At 40.1% G+C, this 19626-nt stretch carries 13 protein-coding genes; 2 read left to right on the top strand and 11 right to left on the bottom strand.

Annotated elements, in window-relative coordinates; genetic code table 11:
* Positions 1-11: 11 nt before the first annotated feature.
* From mglA to BR30_RS32850, 6 genes are all read right to left on the bottom strand, one after another.
* The gene (gene mglA / locus BR30_RS0108205; protein WP_026564607.1) at positions 12-1517 is read right to left on the bottom strand and encodes a galactose/methyl galactoside ABC transporter ATP-binding protein MglA; all 1506 of its coding nucleotides are present in this window, start codon (positions 1515-1517) and stop codon (positions 12-14) included.
* A 221-nt stretch (positions 1518-1738) separates the two neighbouring features.
* Positions 1739-2800: a galactose/glucose ABC transporter substrate-binding protein MglB gene (mglB, locus tag BR30_RS0108210; RefSeq protein ID WP_026564608.1), complete on the bottom strand. Its 1062-nt coding sequence runs from the start codon at positions 2798-2800 to the stop codon at positions 1739-1741.
* A 237-nt stretch (positions 2801-3037) separates the two neighbouring features.
* Complete coding sequence (locus BR30_RS0108215) at positions 3038-4624, bottom strand: response regulator (RefSeq protein ID WP_051633514.1); 1587 nt, start codon at positions 4622-4624, stop codon at positions 3038-3040.
* Positions 4599-6080 (bottom strand): sensor histidine kinase, encoded by a 1482-nt coding sequence (locus tag BR30_RS0108220; RefSeq protein ID WP_026564610.1) that lies wholly within the window; start codon positions 6078-6080, stop codon positions 4599-4601. Before BR30_RS0108220 ends, BR30_RS0108215 begins: the two co-directional genes overlap by 26 nt.
* The gene (locus tag BR30_RS0108225) at positions 6080-7072 is read right to left on the bottom strand and encodes a sugar-binding protein (protein ID WP_051633515.1); all 993 of its coding nucleotides are present in this window, start codon (positions 7070-7072) and stop codon (positions 6080-6082) included. The genes BR30_RS0108220 and BR30_RS0108225 overlap by 1 nt, the downstream gene beginning before the upstream one ends.
* 174 nt (positions 7073-7246) lie before the next feature.
* Complete coding sequence (locus tag BR30_RS32850) at positions 7247-9643, bottom strand: beta-glucosidase (protein WP_051633516.1); 2397 nt, start codon at positions 9641-9643, stop codon at positions 7247-7249.
* A gap of 397 nt (positions 9644-10040) precedes the next feature.
* Here BR30_RS32850 and BR30_RS32855 point away from each other — a divergent pair, with 397 nt between their 5' ends.
* Both BR30_RS32855 and BR30_RS0108240 read left to right on the top strand, forming a co-directional pair.
* Positions 10041-12395, top strand: coding sequence for a glycoside hydrolase family 3 C-terminal domain-containing protein (locus tag BR30_RS32855; RefSeq protein ID WP_051633517.1), 2355 nt, complete (start codon positions 10041-10043; stop codon positions 12393-12395).
* A gap of 85 nt (positions 12396-12480) precedes the next feature.
* A complete protein-coding gene (locus BR30_RS0108240; protein WP_442852962.1) occupies positions 12481-13758 on the top strand; it encodes a prolyl oligopeptidase family serine peptidase in 1278 nt (425 codons plus the stop codon).
* Between the two features lie 85 nt (positions 13759-13843).
* On the opposite strand, the gene BR30_RS0108245 is transcribed toward BR30_RS0108240, so the two are convergent.
* Genes BR30_RS0108245 through BR30_RS0108265 form a run of 5 tightly spaced genes read right to left on the bottom strand, consistent with a single transcriptional unit; the run spans position 13844 to position 19581 of the window.
* Positions 13844-14833 carry a LacI family DNA-binding transcriptional regulator gene (locus BR30_RS0108245; protein ID WP_026564613.1) on the bottom strand — a complete coding sequence of 330 codons (990 nt, stop codon included), beginning with the start codon at positions 14831-14833 and terminating at the stop codon, positions 13844-13846.
* 3 nt (positions 14834-14836) lie between these two features.
* Positions 14837-15895, bottom strand: a complete 1059-nt coding sequence (locus tag BR30_RS0108250; RefSeq protein WP_026564614.1) for an aldose epimerase family protein — start codon at positions 15893-15895, stop codon at positions 14837-14839.
* An 18-nt stretch (positions 15896-15913) separates the two neighbouring features.
* A complete protein-coding gene (gene galT / locus BR30_RS0108255) occupies positions 15914-17398 on the bottom strand; it encodes a UDP-glucose--hexose-1-phosphate uridylyltransferase (protein ID WP_026564615.1) in 1485 nt (494 codons plus the stop codon).
* Positions 17399-17409: 11 nt separating this feature from the next.
* On the bottom strand, positions 17410-18399 hold the full coding sequence (gene galE / locus BR30_RS0108260) for a UDP-glucose 4-epimerase GalE (protein WP_026564616.1): 990 nt from the start codon (positions 18397-18399) through the stop codon (positions 17410-17412).
* A complete protein-coding gene (locus tag BR30_RS0108265; RefSeq protein WP_026564617.1) occupies positions 18400-19581 on the bottom strand; it encodes a galactokinase in 1182 nt (393 codons plus the stop codon).
* Positions 19582-19626: the final 45 nt, after the last annotated feature.

The raw sequence follows: 19626 nt of genomic DNA on the forward strand, positions 1-19626 counted from the left end.
TGCATCTCCTCCTAATACAAAGCTGCTAAGCGCATGATTTCTTCTTGGGATGTTGTTGCCGTTTCGACAATCCCAGCTGCTTTTCCATTACTCATAACTAAAATTCGGTCAGAAACACCTAGAAGTTCCGGCATTTCTGAAGAAATCATAATAATTCCTTTTCCTTCAGCAGCTAACTCGTTAATTAACTGGTAAATTTCGAACTTCGCCCCAACGTCAATTCCTCGTGTCGGTTCATCAAGTAATAAAATTTCCGGTTTGGTTAGCAGCCAGCGTCCAATAATCACCTTTTGCTGGTTACCGCCTGAAAGACTGCCGATAGAAGTTTTTTGCGACGGGGTTTTTACTTTCATCGAATCAATCACCCATTGCGTATCGTCGGCAACTTTGCGGTCCGATAGGAACCCACTTTTAGTTTTATATTGCTTCATGTTTGAAATAATCGAGTTAAAACTGATACTCAAATCAGGAAATATCCCTGTTGATCTTCTTTCTTCCGTAACAAGGGCAAAGCCGTTTTTGATGGCGTGCTGCGGCGAATGATTTTTGACCACCTTGCCATTTAATTCAATCGTTCCTGATGTTATCGCCCTTATCCCAAACAATGCTTCAACAACCTCTGTCCGTTTGGATCCAACTAAGCCGGCAATCCCTAATATTTCTCCTTTTCTTAGTTCAAAACTTACATTAGAAAAAGAAGGTTGTGTTTCTGCCGTCAGATTAGAGACTTTCAAAATGATATCCCCTGGCTTGTTTGCCTTAGCAGGGAAGCGCTGTGATAAGTCACGACCAACCATCAGTTTGATGATTTCGTCAGTGGTGAGGTCTTTCGCGCTTTTGGTCGCAATATATTGACCGTCACGCATGATGGTAACTTCATCGGAAATCTTCAAGATTTCCTCCATTTTGTGAGAAATATAGATAATCGCTACATTTTCACTTTGCAGTCTTTTAATGATTTTAAAGAGATGATTTACTTCAGTCTCTGTTAAAGATGAGGTAGGTTCGTCCATAACAATAATTTTCGAATGGTAGGAAACAGCCTTTGCAATCTCTACCATCTGCATTTCGGAAACGGATAGCGTACTCACCTTACTGCGTGGATCAATATTGATGTCAAGACTTTTAAAAATCGCTGCTGTATCCTCATACATTTTCTTTTCATCTATGAAAATACCTTTTTTCGGATAACGGCCTAGCCAGATATTATCCATAACATTCTGTTGACGGACCTGATTTAGTTCTTGGTGCACCATCGATACGCCATTTTCAAGTGCCTGCTTTGAATTGGCAAAGGAAACCTCTTTTCCATCAAAAAGGATTTTGCCTTCATCCATTGAATAAATCCCAAATAGGCATTTCATTAGTGTTGATTTTCCGGCACCATTTTCGCCCATTAAGGCATGTACCGACCCGGGCTTTACTTTAAGGGACACATTATTTAAAGCAAGTACCCCAGGGAATCGTTTGGTTATGTTTAGCATTTCAAGTAAATTAGTAGTTCTGGATTCTGACATGAGCGAACCTCCTTGTTAAACCATTTGAAGATATAAGACACAGTTTGGGGTGCCTCATTTGAATTTGTATATAAGAATTATTTTAAAAACGGTGTCCTGCTCCGGTTTTAGGCGGAGTCTTACTCCGAACGAAAGAAAAGCGCACCCTTTTCCTTCGTTCGAAGAGCGCCTAGGGGGCTGATTCCGTCCCCTGGACAAGGCGCTTCGACTAGATTTAGTTCTTATTTGTATGCATCCTTACCAACTTGGATATTATCTTTTGTAATTTCAATGTAAGGAACACGGACGGCTTTATTATCGTCAAGCTTCCATTCTGTTCCATCTAATACGTCTTTACCCTTTGCTGCATTTGCTGCAAGATCAATTGTAGCTTTACCTTGGTTTTTAGCATCGTTCAAGACCGTACCAACCATTTTGCCTTTTTCAATCATTTCAAGTGCTTCTGGAATCGCGTCAACACCTACAACTGGCATAAACTTGTCGCCAGAGAAGTAGCCTGCTTTTTCAAGAGAAGCAACCGCACCTAGTGCCATTCCATCATTATTAGCGATTACAAACTCAATCTTATCGCTGTACTTAGCTAACCAAGCATCCATTTTTTCAGTCGCTTTTGTTGCATCCCACATCGCAGTATCCATTGCTAATTCTTCTACTTGGATACCTTTCTCTTTTACAGTATCCACTGCAAATTTTGTACGTGCTTCTGCATCTGGGTGTCCTGGCTCACCTTTTAATAATACGTATTGAAGTTTGCCATCTTTGTTTTTATCATATTTATCTTTGTTAGCTTCCCAAGCCTTAGCAATCAGTTGACCTTGAAGAACACCTGATTCTGAAGAGGTAGTTCCAACATAGTAAGCTTTATCATAGCCTTTTAAAACGCTGGCATCTGGCTCTTTATTGAAGAAGATTACTGGAATATTTTTCGGTTTCGCTTTGTCGATTATCGTTTGTGCCGCTTTTGGATCCACTAGGTTAATGGCAAGAGACTTAGCTCCTTTGGCAATAAGAGTATCGACTTGTTCAATTTGTTTTGCTTGGTCGTTTTGAGAGTCGTTCAACATAAGTTTTACGTTGTCTTTTGCTGACGTTTCCATTGCACGGCGCACATAAGACATAAAGTTGTCATCAAATTTGTAAATGGTTGCACCAACTGCTGGAAGACTGTTGTCCTTGCCTGATCCAGAATCCTTACCACTTGTCGAATCACTGCAGCCTGTTGCTAATAGAATACTAGATGCAACTGTCAAAGATAGAATTAATCCTTTTTTCTTTTTAAACATGTTGTCATTCTCCTTTTACTATTTAGTAAAGACTCTGTAAGCCTCTAATCTGCTTAACTTAGCCTCCATGTAAGCCCTTACCTTTATGTTAGCATCAGACCGAACTTTGCAATAGTTCAAAACACTAGCACTTATTTGTGATTATCTAGATTATTTTGCAAACGTTTGCAATTCAAATGTAATATTTGTAAAAAAAGAGACCAACCCATTTTGCGGATTGGTCTTGCAGGAAAATTATTAACTTACAGAAGCCTTACGGAATTCAGTAGGCGACAAACCAGTATGCTTTTTAAAAACACGGCTAAAATAATTCGGATCTTTATAGCCGATTGAATAGCAGATTTCCTTTAAGCTTTTTCCGGGGTCTGCCATTTCCGATATTGCTTTTGAAATCCTTATCTCTGTTAAATAATCGATAAACGTCAATCCGAACCGATCTTTAAATAATTTACTGAAATAAAAAGGACTAAGTTCCACATATTCGGCAACCTGTTCCAATGTAAGGGAATCGGCATAGTGAATTTCGATATATTCCTTTGCTTTATGCAGCATACCTTTCGCATGATTATTACGCCAGACCTGCACATGCTGGACTACCGCCAACAGATGGGCTTTTCCCTTTTCTAGCAACTTCACTACTTCTTCCGTTTCATCAATGGATGGTAGTTGTTGATAGTTGATTCCTAAATCATGGAGCATTCGTGAAATCAGAACAAACAATTCATCAAATGACTTTTTTAGCAATGTAGCACTTAATTCATTATTTTCCGCAGGCATCGTGACAAACGAATCGAAAGTTAACAGGACTTGGTTCACATCTCCCTGCCGGACAGCATCCAGAAGCTTTTTCTCAACCTCAAGGATCCCAGATTGATCTGGCCGTGCTGTTGAATCTTGTCTGTCCGCAAAAAAGTACCTTTGATTCGGACTTTTTAGCAGGTGTTCTAATGCCAAGACTGCTTCATGGTAGGATTGATTCAGTTCATGTGCATGATGGTAAGGTCGGCCAACTCCAACCCGCAATTGACCTTTGAAAGATTCTTTATTAAAAAGCACAAATAGCCGTTCGATATTAGACCTTACGATGGATTTAAACTGGCTTTTTTCTATTGTTTTTTGGGATAGAAATAAAACAGGAACTTGGTTGTCCGTCATCGGGCCAAAAATGGCCTCTTTTTCTTTCACCAAAGATTTAACGGTTTCCTTGAGCCACAAATACCAAGATTTTTTTTCGTTTGCAGTTATTTCGCTTTCTTGTAATGGCTGAAAGGAAAACAGCTCCATATATCCGCTTGTAATTTCAACACCCAATAATTGTCCCCACTCATCAAACGTGATGTCCTGTACTTGGTTTACCAATAGTGATGAGACCCATTCCTTTTGGGCAATGGAAACGGCACGATTAAGATTTTCCCTTAAGTTTTCGTGCTCTTCTCTACGTTTCCGTTCTTCAACGATTTCCTCCGACACACGGTGTAGGCTTTCAAGAATATCTTTTTTACTGCTCGGCTTTAGGATGTATTCCTTGACCCCCTGCTGCATGACTTCTTTAGCATATTCAAATGTATTAAACGCCGATACCATGATAAACCGAATACCGGGGGCGAATCTTCTAATCGCTTTTACTGCTTGGACGCCGTCAACCCCAGGCATTTTTATGTCCATAAACATAATATCAGGTTGATGTTCTTTAGCCATTTCAATGGCTATTCTTCCATTGGGAGCCTCTCCTATGACCTTGACTGTATCCGAAGAGTTGTTAATAATTTTCGTTAATGCCTTTCTCTCCAGTATTTCGTCATCCACTATAAGTATTTTCAACAATCCCTTGTCCCCCTTTACCTACCTCAGGAATAGTAAGTCTAAACTTGGTCCCTTTCTTTAATTCTGATTCAATTTCCACTACGTCGTTTCGCTGGTAATAGAGTTGAAGCCTTCTAATTACGTTCTTCACTCCAATCCCATTGGAATGGCCTTTTGACTTTTCAGGAACAAAAGATTCTTCTGCTGCTGTTCCTTCCACATAATCAAGAAATCTTTTTTTAGTAGCTTCACTCATACCTTCCCCGTTATCGATAACTTCCACGTAAATTCTGTCATTGTGTCTGTATACATTCAGGCGGATCTCTGCATTTTCTTCATATTCCTCTACCCCATGAATGAAGGCGTTCTCAATAAGTGGTTGCAATATTAAAACCGGAATCTCAATATCCAGACAGTCTTCCTGGATGTCTGTAATAAATTGGATCCGCTCTCCAAATCTCGTTTTTTGAATATAAAAATACTCACTGACAATTCTCACCTCATCACGAAGAGTTGAGGCCTTATTCACATCTCCGAGATTGTATCGCAGTAATGCCGCAACGGCTTCAATCAATCTGGACGTTTGTTCTGCATCCTCTAAATAAGCCAGTTTTGAAACCGTATTCAATGTATTGAATAAAAAGTGTGGATTGATTTGATTTTGCAGACTCCGCAACTCCAATTCCTTTAACAGCTTATCCAATTCCGATTTTTGTTTAATTTCATTTACCAATTGTCTTAGATTCGTGCGCATTTGGTTAAAGGTTTCCGTTAGTGGCTTTAACTCGTCCTTTGTGGTAATTTTTATATCTTCTCCTGATAGATTTCCTTTTGAAATTTCCTTGGCCGCTTTTGAAAGCAGACTAATCGGCTTCGTAATCCCGCCGGAAATCCATAACGCTAACAAGGTGCTAAGGAAAAAAGCGGCCACAAAAAGCGAAATGGACATCAATTTATAATAATGGTTTTGCTGCTCCATCTGGCCATATAATTTTTGATAGTCTGTCAATTTATTATTTAACAAAGACAGTGTGCTTTCTTGAAGAAAACCATTAATTTTTAAAACCTCATTAAAATGATTCGAATATTTGTTAATCTCATCCTTTTTAAAGGCCCCTAGAGTTGCATCACTTTCGTCTATAAAGCTATCGATCATGTTTTTGTAATTCGTGAGATTAATTTCATTTGTATGAATCACTTCATATAGTTTGTTTTGATCATTGATCAGCTTCAGCTTTTCTTTTTGATGATCTCTTAGATAGGAAGGCTGCTTTTCCAAAATATAAGCATGCAGCTTTTCCGTCATTAAATTAGTTCTTTGGGAGATATCATTCAACAACAGAAATCGTTCAAAGCTATCGTCATATTCTGTTACTAATTTTTCACTGCTGTTATAAAAAAAGAAGCCGACAGAAGATAATAGAACAACAAGCACAATAAAATATAAAAGCAGCTTCGATCTGATTCGAAATAACATCACTTTCTTCCCCCCATTCCAACGGCAGGAAGGTCCTCTAGTCTTGCAATTCGAGTATTTGTATGGACGATAGGATCTACTCTTTTTCCCTCAATAATATGAATCATCATTTCCACGGCACCGTATCCCATTTCATATGGCTCTTGAACGACCGTTGCCTTAATGGTTCCCTGCCGGATGTATTTTACGGTTTCCGGAAGTGTATCGAATCCAATAATGTATATTTGATTCTGCTTTTTATATTTTTCTACCACATGTGCTATTTCAATGCCGTCCAGAGCGCTAGTTCCAAAAAATGCATTCACCTCAGGGTGCTCCTGCATGATTTGGTTAGCCTTTTCTGCAGCTATCACCCTGCTAATCTCTGACTCTTCCAAAGCAATAATATGAATCCCTTTTTCGAATTGAACGGCATCCTTAAAGCCCCGCACCCTTTGAATCTGGTGATTCTTAGTAAAGCTGCCGGTAATTATCGCTACATTTGCATTTCCCTTTGTATCTTTAATTAAGGCCTTTCCTGCCAAAAATCCTGAATAATAATTGTCTGTCCCTATATAAGCCTGCCTTCTGCTATTTGCCGTATCTGTATCAACGGTAATGACAGGTATTCCCTTTGCTACGACCTTGTTGATAAGGGGGCTAAATTGGTCATCGCTCAATCCCTGTGTCATGATTCCGTCCACTTTTGCTGCCGCCGACATTTCAATTGTTTTTAAATGATCCTCCAGATTGGCTTGCTTTGGTCCAGCATATTCCAAAAGCACATCGTATTTTTTAGCAGCTGCCCTTGCCCCTTCATCAACAAGCCTCCAATATTCGTTATCTAACTCCTCTGCAACAAGAACAAAATGGTAGTTATACTTTTTTACTGCACTATCCTCTTTAGGTAAATGGTGGGTAACGACCTTATATCCGTAAAATATTGAAAATGAGCAACTGACAAGAAAAAACAAACTTCCTACTGTATAGGCAACGATGGATAATTTGCTCATATAACATCCCCAATCCCAAAGCATTGTTAAGCATATTATACGGAACTTACCAATTTTCGACAATCTCCAAAAAATGAAAATGCTTTAATTACCATTTCCAAAAAACTGTAGTAGAAACCTCATAATAAAAACAGCCCTCATTCACGATCAATGAGGACTGTTTTTTATTATGATTTATTTTTTAAGCAGTTCAATGTTCACTTTGGGAGCTAATGCCTCGTTCACCTTTTCAACGACGATATCGTGATCTACCGTAAACGTTGCTGTTCCTTTAATGTCTTCTGAGGATGCACCAACTTTTACAGTATAGGTTCCTTTTTCAAGAATCCATGCATTTTTCTCTTCATCGAAGGAAGCAAGGTCTTTGGCATTTAATTCAAATTGAAGAAGCTGACGCTGATTAGGCTTAAGTTCTTTTGTTTTATCAAAAGCTTTGAGTTCCACAGCCGGTTTTTCAAGCTTTCCATCCGGGGCGGAAACATAGACTTGAACGACCTCTCTGCCTGGTAGTTTTCCTGTATTTTCTACCATAGCTGATACCTTTAGCGTATCTTTAAACTTCTTGCCCTCACTAATATTTACATGACTAATTTCGAAGTCAGTATAGGACAATCCATAACCAAATTCATAGGCAGGCTTCACATTGAACGTGGTATTGTAGCGGTAGCCTACATAAATGTCTTCGTTATAAACCACTTGTGTTGGATTATTTGCCGGTGTACCAGGGAAGCTATTTGCAGAAGCAACATCACTATATTTTACAGGGAAGGTAGTTGGCAGTTTTCCAGACGGATTGACTTTACCGGAAATCACATCGGCAACCGCATAACCTGCTTCTTGACCAGGCTGCCATGCTAGTAGGATCGAGTCTACATCATCCCTCCAGCTGTCTACCTCGATTGGTCCGCCAATATTTAAAATAACCGCTACTTTTTTGCCCTTCTTATGGTATTCTGCTGATACATTCGAAATCATGTCTTTTTCCGCATCGCTTAATTGGTAATCTCCTTTTACATCTTTCCGGTCTGCACCTTCACCGGAATTTCGGCCAATGACAATGATACCGATATCCGTGGCCTGAGAAGCTCCAGCAATTTCATCATCTGTTAGAGGCTTTTCAGGAATAGCTGGGATTGACTTACCAAAATCTTCTCCCCATGGACTTGGTTTAATTTTATATTGGTCTTGGGAGCGCAGATCATCAATATAAGTTTTATATTTATCTAATTCAGTTTGGTTTAACTGGTATCCGGCACTCTTTAAGCCATCTACAATTGAAGTGGTGTATGCTGCATTCACATCTCCGCTTCCTGTTCCGCCTTTAACCGTTTCGATTTGAGTATTACCAAATAGCGTGATCTTTTGATTCTTGCTGATAGGTAATGGCATCTTGTCATTCTTTAAAAGAACCATACCTTCAGCAGCTGCTTTGCGAGCTGTTTGTGCGTGCGCAGCTAAATCAGGCTTGTCTGTGTTTTGGTACTTTTTAAACTCAGGTGTTTGGATGAGTACATTCAGAATGTTCTTGATATTTCGGTCTAGCACCTTTTCGTCTAAACTTCCATTCTCAACAGCCGTTTTAATTAAAGTTGAATGATTTGCCGCACCCGGCATAATCATGTCATTTTGTGCTTTCATTTGTTCAACAGGATCGTTCCCGCCAAACCAGTCAGTCATTACAAAGCCCTTATAGCCCCAGTCCTGTCTTAAAACAGTTGTTAGTAGGTCCGCACTTTGGGAAGCGTATGTTCCGTTTATTTTATTATAGGAACTCATAACAGACCATGGATTGGATTCCTTGACAGCGATTTCAAAACCTTTTAGATAAATTTCTCGTAATGCTCGTTCTGAAACGACCGTATCAACGCTCATTCTATTCGTTTCTTGGTTATTGGCTGCGAAGTGCTTGATCGTTGCTCCAACACCGTTGGATTGAACACCATTTACCATCGCCGCAGCCATTTTTCCTGCAATTAAAGGATCCTCTGAATAGTATTCGAAGTTTCGACCATTTAATGGATTCCGATGGATATTCAGTGCAGGTGCTAATAACATATCGACACCATATTCTTTTACTTCATTTCCCTGAGCTTTACCAATGTCTTCTACTGTTGCTGTATCCCAAGTGGATGCCAGCGATGTTGCGATTGGGAAAGCGGTCGCATAATACGTTTGGGTTTCCCCTGATCTTGTCGGTCTGATTCTAAGACCTGCCGGACCATCGGCAAAACGCAGTTCAGGGATTCCTAACCGAGAAATTCCATATGTACCTCCTACTGCTCCAACTACATCATCAAATGGAGGCCTTCCAAATCCAGGCATACCAACCCCGACAACAAATTTAGCTTTTTCCTCGAGGGTCATCGCTTGAATAACGCTGTCAATCGATGACGCATCTGTTAAGTATGGCTTTGATGTCTGTTCAGTAGAAGTTTGAGCTTGCTGTACGGATGTTGGATTTTGACTCTGTGCGGATGCAATATCATAGGTGAGTCCTGAAAGAAGTAATGAAGATGTAAGAGTAAAGGCTAGTAATTTTGACTTTTTCTGTTTCCTAAGTTTTTTTAACATATAATGCTAATTCCCCCTCAAAATAGTTTTAACTTTTTAAATTAATAAACTAAAACGCTTACATTTGCTAGTTTACCTTAAATAAACTTTCAGATTATTGATAATTTTCTGGATTATATTGCGATTATCTTCACTATTTTGTTTTTGCAAAAAAAAAGAGTTTGGATGGATCTACTTTACCATTTTAATGAACTAAATCATAAGTCCTATAGGTTATTTTCTAACAAATATGTAAAATTACACTTGTTTTTTTATAAATTTATTGAATATTCAGTTTACAGCAAATTAATCTAGTAAATCACAATTTAATGCTATCTCTAATAACTTATCGGATTATCCCCTACATGTTAACGTGTTGTTTGTAAGGGTTTTCATTTAACTAAAGGAGTTGCTAGGTATGAAGAGTTATTACAAAGTTCTAAGTTCATCCATGTTTAGTCTAATGCTATTGTCATCTGGTATTTCAGGAGTACAAGCTGCGGAACAGCCACAATCACAAGTTAATGGCGCGGCTGTTGCTTCAGACAATAGTGGTGTACAAACCAGTGCTATACAAGAGCAAACACCGATGTTAGTGGATCAAGCTTCCATTCCGGCAGTTATTCAGGCGATGACGCTGGACGAAAAGGTCAATTTGATTGGAGGAGCTGGAGCGGCAGTAACAGGTGCCGCTGGCGGAACGTTTGCTATTCCGCGACTTGGTATTCCTAAACTTACCTTTGCAGACGGACCAGCAGGTCTTCGGTTTGGATCGACTGCAAATAAATCTACAACCGGTTTCCCGATTCCAACTGCCCTTTCTTCAAGCTTCAATAAAGACCTCATGTATAATGTTGCTTCAGCGATGGGTAAAGAAACACTTGATTATGGTGTGGATGTTATTTTAGGGCCTGCCTTGAATATACATAGAGATCCACGAGGCGGACGAAACTTCGAATATTACTCAGAAGATCCACTATTAAGCGGAGAAATGGCTGCTCAGTTTACGAAAGGGGTTCAGGACCAAGGTGTTGGCGTCAGCATGAAGCACTTTGCCGCAAATAATCAAGAAACCAACAGACAGACTGTAAACGAAGTTATTACTGAACGTGCCTTAAGAGAAATTTATTTAGCTGGCTTCGAGAGGGTCGTTAAGGAAGCACAGCCATGGACTGTGATGAGTTCCTATAATTCAATTAATGGGCCATTCTCTGCACATAACTCCTGGCTGCTAAATGATGTATTAAGAAGTGACTGGGGCTTTAATGGCATGGTCATGACCGATTGGGGCGGCTCTAAACAAAATGGTATCGCCATGATAAATGGCGGAAATGATTTGTCCATGCCTAGTTTAAATGATGCCGGAAAGGCAGCTGTAAAAGCAGCGATTTTAGATGGCTCCTTAAAAGAGGAAACACTAGATACGGCCATTGAAAATATTCTTACCCTTGTGGTTAAGTCGCCAACATTTAAAAAATTAAGTACCGTTGATAATACGAAGTTAAGCGTTAGTACGGATTTAGCTGCTACCGATGCAAAAATTTCACGAGAAGCAGCGCCTGAAGGCATGGTTTTATTAAAGAACGAGAATAAAGCACTTCCTTTCGAGAAAAAAGTGAAAAAGGTAGGGATTGTAGGTAACTCTTATACAATGCCAAGCTGTGGTTTTGGTACTCCTGCTTCAGCGTGTAATACCGACAACGCTGCTTCCAAAATGTTCCTGTCCGGAACCGGCAGCGCCTATGCTACACCACCTTATTCGGTACAACTTCCAGAAGGACTTAACAATGGAGGATATACACCTGTTACGACCAATGCAAGTGGTACAGAATTTAATCAAAATCTTAGCGCTGAAGATGCTGATTATATGGCGAAGAATTCAGATATTGGTGTCGTTGTGATTGCTCGAGGATCTGGCGAAGGTGCAGATGGAAATTCAACCACTTTTGAACCAACAGCAACAGAATTGGAACTAATTAATAAGGTTTCTGACGCTTTTCACGCCGTTAATAAAAAGGTGGTAGTGGTCTTAAATGTTGGTGCTCCATTTAACACAGTAAGTTGGAGAGATAAGGCAGACTCTATTTTATTATCCTGGCAGCCAGGGATGGAAGCAGGAAACGCTCTGACAGATGTTCTTTCAGGAAAAGCGTACCCATCAGGAAAACTTCCAGAAACCTTCCCAGTTAATTTAGAGGATTCCCCGAGTTATGCGAACTTCCCAAGCTCGGACGGTAATGCAAACTTGGTTAATTATAAAGAAGATATTTATGTAGGATACCGCTACTATTCTACCTTTAATGTTAAACCTGCTTACGAATTTGGTTATGGTCTCTCTTATACAACGTTTGATTATAGCGACTTTAAATTAAATAAAGACAACTTATCGAATAAAATCAAAGTCCAGTTTAAATTGACAAACTCCGGTTCACTTGCTGGAAAAGAGGCACCACAACTTTATGTAAGTGCACCTGACGGCAAGTTAGAAAAACCAGCGATTGAGCTGAAAGCGTTCGGAAAAACCCGTGAGCTGAAGCCAGGTCAAAAAGAGACATTCAACTTCTTTATTGATCCAAAGGATATTGCATCTTTTGATGAGTCAACTTCCTCCTGGATTGTTGAAAAAGGTACCTATAAATTCAAGATTGGAGCATCATCTTCCGATATCAGAGGGACGCTGAATTTTAAAGTGGACAAAGATATCATTGCCGAAGTAGTTAATGACAATGGACCTGATGTGCAATTAGAAACTCTATCAAAATACAATCAGTAGAGTAATATCGACATCCTTAAAAATATCATTGTGGGGGTAATGAAAGATGCTTAAAAAAATGAAAAAAAGGGCCATCTTGGCTGCAATGGCTGCAGCCATGACTTTATCTTTCAATACAAACGTTTTCGCTAAGGAAATCAATACACAGCCAACATCCTTTCAAACCGTGACAGAGATTGAAGATTGGGGAGCTGCAACCACGAAAGTAATTGTCAATGTTGGAAAGCCAATACCGAAGGACTCTGTTACAACAGATACCTTCAACGTTCATGTGGCTAGAAGCGATAAACGGTTAAGTAATCCTTTTCTGGAGGAAGGTAACCGAACCATTACTAACGCATATGTCTCAGATAAAGACGGGAATCCTGCAGTCCAAACTGGTAAATATGTCGTCTTAGAAATGAAAATTGGCCCGGATGTATCCCTGGGTTCCCCTCTTAACTATGATTGGGCGACTACTGGTTTTAATGATTGGATCGATATGAAATATACCATCACCCAGCAAAAAGATATTGAAACAAGTGCAGGAACGATTTCAGGGTTAGTCGTTGATCAATTTGCAGGGGATACAAGAGAACTGGTCGATGATTTTTCAACGGGAAAAGCAACTTATGAAAATGTTAATTTAACATACGCTGACTATACTCCAGCGAAAGACAATCATAAAAACCCATTAATTATCTGGCTGCATGGTGCTGGAGAAGGCGGATCCGACCCAACCATTGCAATCTCTGCCAATAAAGCAGCCAACTTTGCTTCAAAGGATATTCAATCCTACTTTAACGGTGCCTACGTTTTGGCCCCTCAAACACCTACTTTTTGGATGGACGGTTATACCGGAAGAGGGGATGGAACCTCCAAATATGAGGATGCTTTAATGTCTTTAATTAAGGATTATGTAGCTAATCACAAAGATGTTGATACCAGCAGAATTTACATTGGCGGCGACTCTAACGGCGGATATATGACCATGCTGATGGCGAGGGATTATACGAATTACTTTGCCGCAGCGTTCCCAACATGTGAAGCCTTAAGGGATAATTTAATTACAGATACCCAAATTCAAAAAATGAAGGATCTCCCAATGTGGTTCATTGCCGCTAAAGCCGATCCAGTAGTTATCACATCACAATATGTTGAACCTACGTATAAACGCTTAGTCGATGCTGGTGCAAAAAATGTCCATTTATCATTATTTGATAAGGTAGTCGATACATCCGGTTTATATACCAAAGCGGACGGCACTCCATATGAATACAACGGACACTGGTCCTGGATTTATGTATACAATAATGCGCCAACAAACATGATCAATGGAGTAACAACCACCATCATGGAATGGCTGGCAGCCCAAACCAAGTAAATGGTGTCAGGCACCACAAAAAGACAACAGACCGATTTGTCCACCTCAGGTGTACAAATCGGTCTGTTTTAATTTTCGTCTTAGATTAGAAGCTGCTGTTACGAATGATTAGTTCGGTGGCAATGAATATTTTCTTGGCTGTTTTTCTGCCTGTGATTCTCTCCAAAAGGGTGTCAACGGCGGTTTCACCCATAATTTCGGTATATACCTTAACTGTGCTTAAGGATGGAAAGACATATTTAGAGATGCTGATATCATTGACACCTATGATGTTCACACGATCAGGAACGGAAATCCCTTCCTCCAACAGAGCCCTTAATGCTCCAACCGCAAGTGAATCATTACCTGCAAAGAAAGCCGTCGGTAATTGATCCCCCTGTTCATGAATCGCCTTCTTCATCAAAGCATGACCATCATCAGCAGTAAAGTTACCTACATACATATAATCTTCATTGGGCAGTCCTTTTTCTGCTAAATAGCGCTTGAATGTCACCTCTCTTGGGTCTTCAATCATAGAGGATTTATCCTTAAACACTTCTCTGCCTCCGATATACCCAATCCTCTCATGACCCTTTTGAATAAAATGATCAAGCACTTTTTTAGCGGCTCGTTCAAAATCAATAACAATGGAATCAAACCGATCTTCATCTGGTGAGGTATCCACAAAGACAATATTTTTGGTAATCTTAAGCAACTCACTCACTTGCTTCCTGCTAAATTTCCCAATCGCAATCAGCCCTTGAATATTGTCTTCCTTCAAATCCCCATAGTTATCTTGAAAATACTTATCCACCTGAATCCCATGCTGCCGGCACTGGTTTTCCACACCCAGCCGGATGGACATGTAATATAAATCTTCGAGTTCTTCCTTTTCGGTATACCATTGCAAAAGGGCAATTTTACCCGACTCCTGCTTGCGCGCAGGCTTCTTCTTATAGGATAGCTCCTCTGCCACTTCGAAAATTCTTTTCTTCGTTTCATCACTGACAGAAAGAGTGGTGTCATAATTTAAAACACGGGATACCGTAGCAATCGATACCCCTGCAATTTGTGCAATATCTTTGATGGTAGCCATAAATCAGTCTCCTAATGTATTAGCAAAAAAACGATACACTGTTCTAGAATGGTATACTTCCTCTGGATTTAAAATGACAGAAGGAAACTCTGGATGGTGGATTGCATCAGGAAATCCTTGCGTTTCTAGGCAAACTCCCAAATAATTCTCCGCTCTGACACCTGCAATAGAATAAGGACCTTCTAGAAAATTCCCTGTATAAAGGACGACGCATGGCTGATCGGTCGTAACAAGGAGCGAACGGCCGCTTTCTTCATCGCTTAGGATAATCGTATTTTCTCCCTCTTGTCTAAAAACAAGTGGGTGGTCGTAACCCTTACCGACAAGCACGTTTTGAGGATAAGATGAATTAAGCCCAGAACTCAACCTTCTGCCATGCTTGAAATCAAAGGGAGTATTTTTAGAATCAATCAACTTACCAGTAGGGATAAGGTCGTCTCTCAACTCTAAAAATCGATCACTATCTAATTTAAGAATGTGCTCCGAACAATCTCTTTTTATATTCCCACTTAAGTTAAAATACGAGTGATTTGTTAAGTTGACTAACGTTTTTTGATCCGTTTCGCTTTTATAACTAATATCGATTTCATTTTTATTGTTTAGAATGTACGTAACAGTGGTGTCTAGATTACCTGGATAGCCTTCTTCTCCGTCTGGACTATGGTAAAAAAACTTCAACCCGACAGCATTTTCTTCCTCTATGATTTCAGTTTTCCAAATCACAGAGTTAAAGCCCTTCTTGCCTCCGTGCAGATGATTGGGGTAGTTATTGTCAGCAAGCTGATATTCTTTTCCGTCCAACTCAAAACCTGCACCGCCAATCCTACCGGCTACCCTCCCGCAAACTGCTCCAAAATACGGTGACCATTCTGTGTAATCTTCGAAGTTATCAAAACCAAGTACGACATTTTCAAAGTTTCCATGGCGGTCAGGGACGATGATTTTCGTAATAACACAACCAAAATTCAGACAAGAGACCTCCATGCCATAATCGTTGACTAAGGTATATTCTAAAACGGACTCTCCCTCATAACTGCCGAATATTCTATTTAATATTTTCATCGATATCACTCCATACTTTTACAAAGAATTGATAAAACGCTGGAACCCAGCTTGCCCAGCCTCGTCCCGCTTGAACACTCCTGCATCTTCCAAGACCCTTGAAAATTTCCTGCCTACTTCTTCTCTTACTAGATCTTCCACATTCACTTCGGTAGCGATATCTTGATAGCGTGCTTTTAACGATTCCGCCCAGTCTAAATGGTACTCGGCAATATCAGCCGTTTTTCCAAGGATGTACTGCTCCACTTCTCCAAGTTCAGCCTTTAATCGTGCAGGTAAAACAGCCAGTCCCATAACTTCAATTAGGCCGATATTTTCCTTCTTGATATGATGAACATCAGCGTGCGGGTGGAAAATACCCAGCGGATGTTTCTCGCTTGTTCGGTTGTTCCGGAGAACTAAGTCCAGTTCAAATAGATCCTTATTTTTCCGCGCAATTGGTGTAACGGTATTATGCGGCGTCTCTCCAGTTTTCGCTAAAATTTCAAGCGTCTCATCACTGTAATTTTTCCATTGGTCAAAAATATGAGAACCTGCTTCAACAAGCTCACTGATTTGAGAAGAGCGAAGTCGAATGACGGACATTGGCCATTTTACAACCGAACACTCAACATTTGGATGACCAGCCATTTTAAATGTCCAATCATCACCAGCCCTCGCCATCGCAAATTGATAATTCCCGCCTTGATAATGATCATGGGTTAAAATTGAACCGCCGACAATTGGCAGATCCGCATTAGAGCCCACAAAGTAATGAGGAAATTGTTTAACAAAGCTCAATATCCGTAAGAAAGACGTGGCACTAACGACCATATCGGTATGTTTTTCTGATAGGACAATACAATGTTCATTGTAATACACATACGGTGAATACTGAAGATACCATGACTGATCTAATAGATTGACGCGAATCATTCGGTGATTGGAGCGGGCAGGGTGTCCGACTCTGCCTTCGTAACCTTCATTTTCAACACAAAGCAGGCATTTTGGATAATCCGTTTTTTGTACCGACCGCTCGAGCGCGATACTTCTAGGATCCTTTTCGGGTTTAGATAGATTAATGGTAATGTCCAGTTCACCATATTCTGTGGCGGTTTTATACTCGATATTGTTACGAATCCGCTTCATTTGAATGTAATTGCTATTTTTACTTAACTCATAAAAATACTCAGTTGCTGCCTTTGGATCCTGTTTATATTTTTCATAAAAAAGCTGATTGATCGTCGATGGACGTGCGATAAAACAGTTCATTATTTTACTAGAAAAAATCTCTTTTTCATCGAATAATTCTTCAATGATTCCTTGATTGCAGGCATAGTCCACGATTAAGTCGAGTAAATCGGGGATTTCAAAGTGACTGCTCTCCGCTAAATCCACTTCCTTAAACTCGGCTAGCTTGAGCAATGCCAGAATTTGATTGCGCGCATAGATTTCATCTTCCCGCTCAATAAGTTGAGTGGCAATCGCTTGATTAATTAAATGTTGTATTAGTTGATAAATCATTATGATCCCCTCTATTTCTGATATCCATTAGGGTGATGCTGGTGCCAGTTCCAGGCATTGCTGATAATTTGATGAATCGATGTTCTCGTAGGATTCCATCCCAATACCTTTTTTGCTTTTTCCGAAGAAGCAATTAAGGTACTGGGGTCACCCGACCTGCGTTCACCGATTTTCACAGGGATATCAATACCTGTCACTTCTTTAGCCGTCTCAACAATTTCTTTTACCGAGAACCCTTGACTTGATCCTAAATTAAAAATATTACTTTCGCCGCCATTTTGCAGATAGCGGAGGGCTAATATGTGAGCATCAATTAAGTCCTCTACATGAATATAATCTCGGACACAAGTGCCATCAGCCGTATCATAATCCTCCCCAAATATCGTTACTGCCGGTCTTTTCCCTAATGCCGCTTCCAGGATAACTGGGATCAGGTGCGTTTCAGGGTTATGGTCCTCTCCAATTTGTCCGTCACTTCTTGCCGAAGCTACATTAAAATAGCGAAGTGATACAAAGTTGAGATCAAAAGCCTTTTCACACCAAGCCATCATTTTCTCCATCGCCAGTTTCGTTTCACCATACGTATTCGTTGGGATGGTTGCTGCATCTTCTGTAATTGGTATCACTTTTTGCTCTCCATAAACGGCTGCTGTTGAAGAAAAAACGATGTGCTTAACGGCAAATTCTTTCATCATTTCAAGGACAATTTGTGTTCCGTATACGTTGTTATCAAAGTATTTTAATGGTTCTACCATCGATTCTCCAACAAGGGAATTGGCGGCAAAATGCAAAATCGCTTCAATACTTTCTTTTTCAAAAACAGAACGCATAAACTCGCGGCTGCGGATATCACCTTGATAAAAGGCAGCCTTTGGATGAACTGCATCCGCGTGTCCTGTTTGTAAATTATCAATCACAACCACTGAAAACCCTTGATCAATCAACTGATAAACCGCGTGCGAACCGACATACCCCGCACCACCTAAGACAAGGATACTCATTTAGATCGCTTCCTCCATCCTAATTTCTTTTGCTCCGTCGCCGATACTTGCCACATAAAATTCTGCCTCATAGCCGATTTTCTCTAAGTAAGCTGCTCCAACATTGGCAATGAAGTTCTTAACCTCTTCATTTGCCACAATCGCAATCGCACAGCCGCCGAAACCTGCACCAGTCATTCGCGCCCCAAGAACGCCCGGCTGTTTCCATGCGGCCTCTACTAAACTGTCCAGCTCAATTCCGGTCACTTCATAATCATCTCGTAAGGAAACGTGTGATTGGTTAATTAATTGTCCAAATGCTTCTAGATTTCCTAATTTAAGTTCTTCGAGAGCCTTAATTGTTCTCATGTTTTCATAGACCGCATGCTTTGCCCGCTTGCGAACAGTTTCATTGGTAATGAGATATTGATTTTCATCGAACTCCGCTTCAGATAACTGGCCAAGTGCTTCAATTGGCAGCTTTTTCTGCAGTTGTGCCAATGCCTCTTCGCACTCTCCTCGTCTTTCATTGTATTTCGAGTCAGCTAATTCCCTGCGTTTGTTCGTATTCATGATTAATATTTTGTGATCTTCAAGGTGAATCGGTGCGTACTCATATTTCAACGTTTGGCAATCTAGTAAGATACCTACATCTTTCTTTCCCATGCCAATCGCAAACTGGTCCATGATGCCGCTGTTCACACCAATAAATTCATTCTCTACCCTCTTGCCTATCTTGATGAGATCAAGGCGCGGAATTTCTAAATTAAATAGGCCATTTACGAGCACTCCGGTTAAGAGTTCAATGGAAGCCGACGAAGAAAGCCCTGCACCATTGGGGATATTACCTTCAATTACACAATCAAATCCGGATGAAATTTCATATCCCGCCTCGAGAATATAACGGACCATGCCTTTTGGATAATTAGCCCAATTATGTTCCTTCTCATAGTCTAGTTCGTTTAAGTTAAATTCAATGATTCCTTTTTCAGGAAAGTTGGTGGAGTACAAGCGAATCACTTTGTCTTCCCGCGTCCTTGCTACAGCGTAGGTACCATAGGTGATTGCACATGGAAACACATGACCGCCATTGTAATCTGTATGTTCGCCAATTAAATTAATCCTTCCAGGCGCAAAAAAAGCTTGCTTAGGTAATACTTGAAACATATCTAAAAATACTTTATGAAGTGTGATTACGTTCATTTCAAATTCCTCCAGAAGATATATTGTCTTGTAGGTAATTTCAAC

The organism is Bacillus sp. UNC41MFS5, from assembly GCF_000686805.1.

Excerpts from the sequence above, each read along its gene's own strand:
- BR30_RS0108250 (WP_026564614.1), bottom strand. The coding sequence starts at position 15,895 with ATGAAAATATTAAATAGAATATTCGGCAGTTATGAGGGAGAGTCCGTT.
- BR30_RS0108265 (WP_026564617.1), bottom strand. The coding sequence starts at position 19,581 with ATGAACGTAATCACACTTCATAAAGTATTTTTAGATATGTTTCAAGTA.
- BR30_RS32850 (WP_051633516.1), bottom strand. The coding sequence starts at position 9,643 with ATGTTAAAAAAACTTAGGAAACAGAAAAAGTCAAAATTACTAGCCTTT.
- galT (WP_026564615.1), bottom strand. The coding sequence starts at position 17,398 with ATGATTTATCAACTAATACAACATTTAATTAATCAAGCGATTGCCACT.
- BR30_RS0108245 (WP_026564613.1), bottom strand. The coding sequence starts at position 14,833 with ATGGCTACCATCAAAGATATTGCACAAATTGCAGGGGTATCGATTGCT.
- galE (WP_026564616.1), bottom strand. The coding sequence starts at position 18,399 with ATGAGTATCCTTGTCTTAGGTGGTGCGGGGTATGTCGGTTCGCACGCG.
- mglB (WP_026564608.1), bottom strand. The coding sequence starts at position 2,800 with ATGTTTAAAAAGAAAAAAGGATTAATTCTATCTTTGACAGTTGCATCT.
- BR30_RS0108225 (WP_051633515.1), bottom strand. The coding sequence starts at position 7,072 with ATGAGCAAATTATCCATCGTTGCCTATACAGTAGGAAGTTTGTTTTTT.
- BR30_RS0108220 (WP_026564610.1), bottom strand. The coding sequence starts at position 6,080 with ATGTTATTTCGAATCAGATCGAAGCTGCTTTTATATTTTATTGTGCTT.
- BR30_RS32855 (WP_051633517.1), top strand. The coding sequence starts at position 10,041 with ATGAAGAGTTATTACAAAGTTCTAAGTTCATCCATGTTTAGTCTAATG.
- mglA (WP_026564607.1), bottom strand. The coding sequence starts at position 1,517 with ATGTCAGAATCCAGAACTACTAATTTACTTGAAATGCTAAACATAACC.
- BR30_RS0108240 (WP_442852962.1), top strand. The coding sequence starts at position 12,481 with ATGGCTGCAGCCATGACTTTATCTTTCAATACAAACGTTTTCGCTAAG.